This is a genomic window from Mycobacterium sp., from assembly GCF_019243155.1.
Lineage (GTDB): Bacteria > Actinomycetota > Actinomycetes > Mycobacteriales > Mycobacteriaceae > Mycobacterium.
This window is the reverse complement of the sequence record NZ_JAFAUS010000360.1, coordinates 1-4,408: the sequence shown is the minus strand read 5'-3', so window position 1 is coordinate 4,408 and position 4,408 is coordinate 1. Positions and strand designations below refer to the sequence as shown.

Here is a 4,408-nt window from a genome sequence, read left to right as displayed (position 1 = left end):
ACGCCGCGCCTGCAGCTAGGGCAGGGCGTGTGGCGTCACCAGGAACTTCTCGCCGGTCGCTCGCTTGACGTAGGCGTTGAACGCGTCGGGATCGAGCATCCCGGCAAGTGAGACCTCGCGGGTGTAGCTACTCGCGAACGTCGTGGTGAGCTCATCGGCCACCCGGGCGCGCAACCGGCCGATGGTCTCGGCTCCCGCGCTCTGAAGGAACCAGGTGAGCAACCAGCCGCCAACGCCCCACGCCATTCCGAAGTTTCGGGTGAGCACCGTGGGACTGGTGTCGAGCGCGCCGTAGATGTACACCTGCTTGTGAACGGCCGACCCGTAGCGCGAGTACTCCGCGGCGCTCGAGTTGGCCGCCTCTTCCATCCCGTTGAGGATGTGGCTGGCCAGCGTCCCGCCACCCGTGGCGTCGAAAGCGAGCGTTGCGGATGTCGCTTTGAGGGCCTCCACAAGATCGGTCGCGAACGAGGGGGACGCCGAGTTGAGGACATGGGTGGCGCCCAGCGACCTCAGCAGCTCCTCTTGCTCGGACTTGCGGACGATATTGACCAGCGGTATGTCGTCTTTCTGGCAGAGCTTAACGAGCATTTGGCCGAGGTTGGACGCAGCGGCGGTGTGCACGAGACCCGAATGTCCTTCGCGGCGAAGGGTTTCAATCATTCCGAGTGCCGTCATGGGATTGACGAAGGATGACGCTCCGTCTCTCGCCGTCGCCCCTTTCGGTAGGACCAGGCAGGCAGACGCGTCGACGGCGCGATATTGCGAGTACATCGCGCCACCCACGATGGCCACCGTCTTTCCGATCAGCGCCTGGGCGGCATCGGAAGGCCCTGCGGCCACCACCGTGCCCGCGCCCTCATTGCCCACCGGAAGCGGGGTGTCGAGTCGAGCGGACAACGCTTTCAGGCCCGCCTCGCCGACGGACGCGGTAACCACGGGCCGCTCGCGCGTGCCCGCGACCGTCGCGGTCGTCATGTCCGCGCTCGCAGTCAGTAGGCCCAAATCCGACGGATTGATCGGCGAGGCTTCCACGCGTACCAGCACCTCGTTGGCACCGGGGACAGGAACGGGAACCTCGTGCAGGGAGAGCTCCAGCGTGCCCTGCGAGGTCACCAACGAACGCAGCTCCAGGGCTGTGTCAGGCAGATCTACGGTCATGGACGGTGCCTCGTTTCTGTTCTCGGTTTACAGCCTCAACGCGAAACGCTGCTACGAATCTTCCGGCACGGCGTCGAGGTAGAACCATCGGCCGGCGCGACGCTCGAAGCGACTGCGCTCGTGCAAGCTCCCGGCGCGCCCCGCGGACTCGTACAAAGCGGTGAACTCCACTTCCCCCCGATCGTCTTCGGGACCACCCGCCTCGGTGTCGATCACCTCCAGACCCGTCCAGGTGATGGTGGGGACCACGGTCACGTCGGCCGGCCGAGTGCGCGGGTGCCACGTGCGGAACAGGTAGTCGGCGTCCCTACGCGCGAATGCCGAATACCGTGATCGCATCAATTCCTCGGCTGAGCGGGCCTGCCGGGCACCATCATGTAAGGGCCCACAACACGCGCTGTAGCCGTCGCCACTACCGCACGGGCACGGTTCGCTCATGTCAAGAGCCTGACAGACGCTCATGCCGGAGGCGCGGCGCCTGCTGCGTCCTGCAGTATCTGCTGCAACTTGTCGAGCGGATCGCCTCCGCCCGGCTCGAGCCTCCGTGGCGGGATCTCACGGCCGTCGGGTGTGAACGCGGCGGTCGGCTGCGGTAGAGGTGGCGGGGGTGGTGGCGCCGCTGGTGGTGGGGGTGGCGGTGACGGCGGCGTGGTGGTGAGCGCAATTCTCTTGGCAGCCAGCCGATTTGCTGCTTCGTCGCGGATGGCCCGCCGTTGCGGGTCCGGATCGCTGTTGCCGGAGAAGCAGCCATGCGGTGCCGCGTCGACGACCGCCAGGGCGCTCACGTAGCGTTCGTCAGCGCCTGCCCGGTCGCCAGCCGCCGCCGCCCGATCACCCTGGGTTTCGCGAACCAGTTCGAGGTTGACCCGCACCGGGCAGGATTGGGGCCCGTCGGTGCGGGCGAGCGCGGCGACGAAGTGAGCGTCGGCGTCCCCGAGTCTGCCGTCGAGCACCGCGGCGGTGCCAGCAGCGAACGGCGCCTTCGCCGGTTCCACCACGTTGGCTATGCCGAGGATGGCCGCATCGGCCCGCACCGCGCTTCCGTCACCGCGGTTGAACGAGGACACGGCGGAATTCCCCGCGACGACAACAGAAATGAGCTTGACGATCACGACCAGCATGACAGCGGTGAGCGGAGCCGAGTAGATCAGCAGCCGTCGCCGCAGTCGCAATCGCGTCGGTCTGAGCGTCATGATGTCAGGTCGCGCCGAGCGATGCGCCCGCGTCGGAACTCGCGAACGGAAAGGTAGATCTCGCTGAGCAGCAATCCCGCGGCGAGCAGCGCAGGCAACCAGTACAGCTCGATCCGTTGCGCCTCATCGTTCGTGGCGTGTGGCGAGCCGGGCAGGTCCAGCCGGAAGGGCCGACCGGCATCGCGGCGCACGTACGGCACGGCGAGTTGCTGTGCGATGCCGCGTAATTCGGTCTCATTGATAGCGTCGGTGTCACCGTAGCCCAATACCGCTCCCCCGTTGACCGATCCCTGCATGAGGTCGACGTCGCCCTGCGGCGTGCGCGAGCCGGGCGCACCGGAGCCGAAGTACAGCACCACGTTTCGCGAACCGGGATATTGCTGTGCCGCCTGCACTAGCTGGTATCGCAACACGTTGCCCGCCGCGGCGGCGTTGACGTCTGAATCGCTCTGGTTCGAGCCGAGGGCAGCGATGGTCGGGCGAAGACTCCACACGTCCTCGGACAGTGGCCAATCCAGCGCGGCCCGATCGGCGAAGGAAATGAGCGCATACCGCGCCGCCGGATACTGCTTCATCAACGCGGCGATGTCGTCGCGCATGCCTGTCAGTCGCGGTTCGCCGGTGCCGTAATCCTCGACGCCCGAATCGGCCGAGCGGTCGACGACCAGGAACACGTTGAGATTCTCACCGCTCGCGGCCGTTGTGTTCCTTCGGTTTTCGTCGTCGCGAAGAGCCGGGCGGGTGATTGCCGCGATGACGAGCAGCACGGCCAGGGTCACGCCGGTCCACCGCAGCACCGCGCGGCGACGGCGGCTGCCCGCCGACAGCAGCACCCGCCACAGCGCGACTGCGCGCGCCAGGGCAAGCGCACCAGCGACGACCGCAAGGATCGCCCAGGGCAGCACGGGCTGGAAGGTCATCGGCGTAACACCAAGAGCGCCACCGAGAGCACGGCTGCCGACAACAACGCGATCACCAACGGAACCACCGGCGCATCCTGGTAGTCGGCCGTCACGACGGTGCCGTCGGCCAGGCGCGCCGGCGGGGGGCTCTTCCGGATCTCGTTGAGAATCGAGGTGAGCGATTTCGATCCGGACGCCAGATACCGGCCGCCGGTCTGGTCGGCGAGCGCGACCAGCGAGCCGCTCGCGGGCGACGGAGCCGTGTCGACGATATTGACTTGCACCCCAGCGCGTTTAGCCAGTTCCCCTACACCGCCGTCGGTGAACAGCGCCGGACGCCCCTCGCCGTCAGCACCGAATTTTGATGGCCCAAGGTAGATCACCGACGGCCGGTGCGTGTCGCGCTGTTCGTTAGCGGGGAACCCTGAGAGGCACAGCGCAAGAACGTCGTTAACGCTTGGGGCATAGTCGGTGTAGGGAACCTGCGGTGCGAATGAGGCCAACTGTGCCGCATGCGCGTCGGCGTATTGACCGAATTGCGTTGCGGCGTATTGGTGGTCGCGCGTCAGCGGCACCAGACGGCGGTTGACCGAAGTCAGCCCGATGCGTTGGGCCGTAGGGGACGCGGTGGCCTGCCGCGCGAAGTAGTCGAGCAGTTCAGCCGTCGTCGCATCCGTCACGGGCTGCCCGACGCACAACATGATGTCCTCGGGGTGGGCGGCGTCGAAATCCTTGGTGGCCACGGTCGGGCGGGCCGCAGCCCAGGTCGCCGCGCCGAACATGATGGCCAGCACCACCAGGGTGACAATCGTTGACAGTGAACGAAGCCGGGCCACCTTCGCGTATTCGGGCAACCGGGTCAGCCGCGCGACGTTCGCCAGCGGGCGCAGTTGCCGGCGTGCGCCAGTCATGGACAGCAGCGACGCCAGCGCCACGACGGCGACCAAGCAAGCCGCTCCAATGGCGACGACCGGCCACCACTTCAGGTCCACGAGTGGATCAACTCCTGCGCTCGGACGCTCACGTCGGCGACGTCGACTCGCGACTCGGCGTTGAATTGCGCGTCGCCGAGCCGGGTCAATAACGGTGCGGCCGCTGCCAGGTGGCCGTCGGCGATCGCGCCGACTTGCAAGTACTGGGCGCGCACGCCGG

5 protein-coding genes are annotated in these 4,408 nt (G+C 67.2%); all 5 read right to left on the bottom strand.

Annotated features, from left to right (window positions below):
- Positions 1 to 15 precede the first annotated feature (15 nt).
- Genes JOZ00_RS18595 through JOZ00_RS18575 form a run of 5 tightly spaced genes read right to left on the bottom strand, consistent with a single transcriptional unit; the run spans position 16 to position 4,248 of the window.
- Positions 16 to 1,161, bottom strand: a complete 1,146-nt coding sequence (locus JOZ00_RS18595) for a zinc-binding dehydrogenase (protein WP_293346208.1) — start codon at positions 1,159 to 1,161, stop codon at positions 16 to 18.
- A gap of 51 nt (positions 1,162 to 1,212) precedes the next feature.
- Positions 1,213 to 1,599 (bottom strand): YchJ family protein, encoded by a 387-nt coding sequence (locus JOZ00_RS18590; RefSeq protein WP_293346206.1) that lies wholly within the window; start codon positions 1,597 to 1,599, stop codon positions 1,213 to 1,215.
- 20 nt (positions 1,600 to 1,619) lie between these two features.
- Positions 1,620 to 2,354 (bottom strand): hypothetical protein, encoded by a 735-nt coding sequence (locus JOZ00_RS18585; protein ID WP_293346204.1) that lies wholly within the window; start codon positions 2,352 to 2,354, stop codon positions 1,620 to 1,622.
- The gene (locus tag JOZ00_RS18580) at positions 2,351 to 3,274 is read right to left on the bottom strand and encodes a VWA domain-containing protein (protein ID WP_293346202.1); all 924 of its coding nucleotides are present in this window, start codon (positions 3,272 to 3,274) and stop codon (positions 2,351 to 2,353) included. The genes JOZ00_RS18585 and JOZ00_RS18580 overlap by 4 nt, the downstream gene beginning before the upstream one ends.
- On the bottom strand, positions 3,271 to 4,248 hold the full coding sequence (locus JOZ00_RS18575; protein WP_293346200.1) for a hypothetical protein: 978 nt from the start codon (positions 4,246 to 4,248) through the stop codon (positions 3,271 to 3,273). The genes JOZ00_RS18580 and JOZ00_RS18575 overlap by 4 nt, the downstream gene beginning before the upstream one ends.
- Between the last annotated feature and the right edge of the window lie 160 nt (positions 4,249 to 4,408).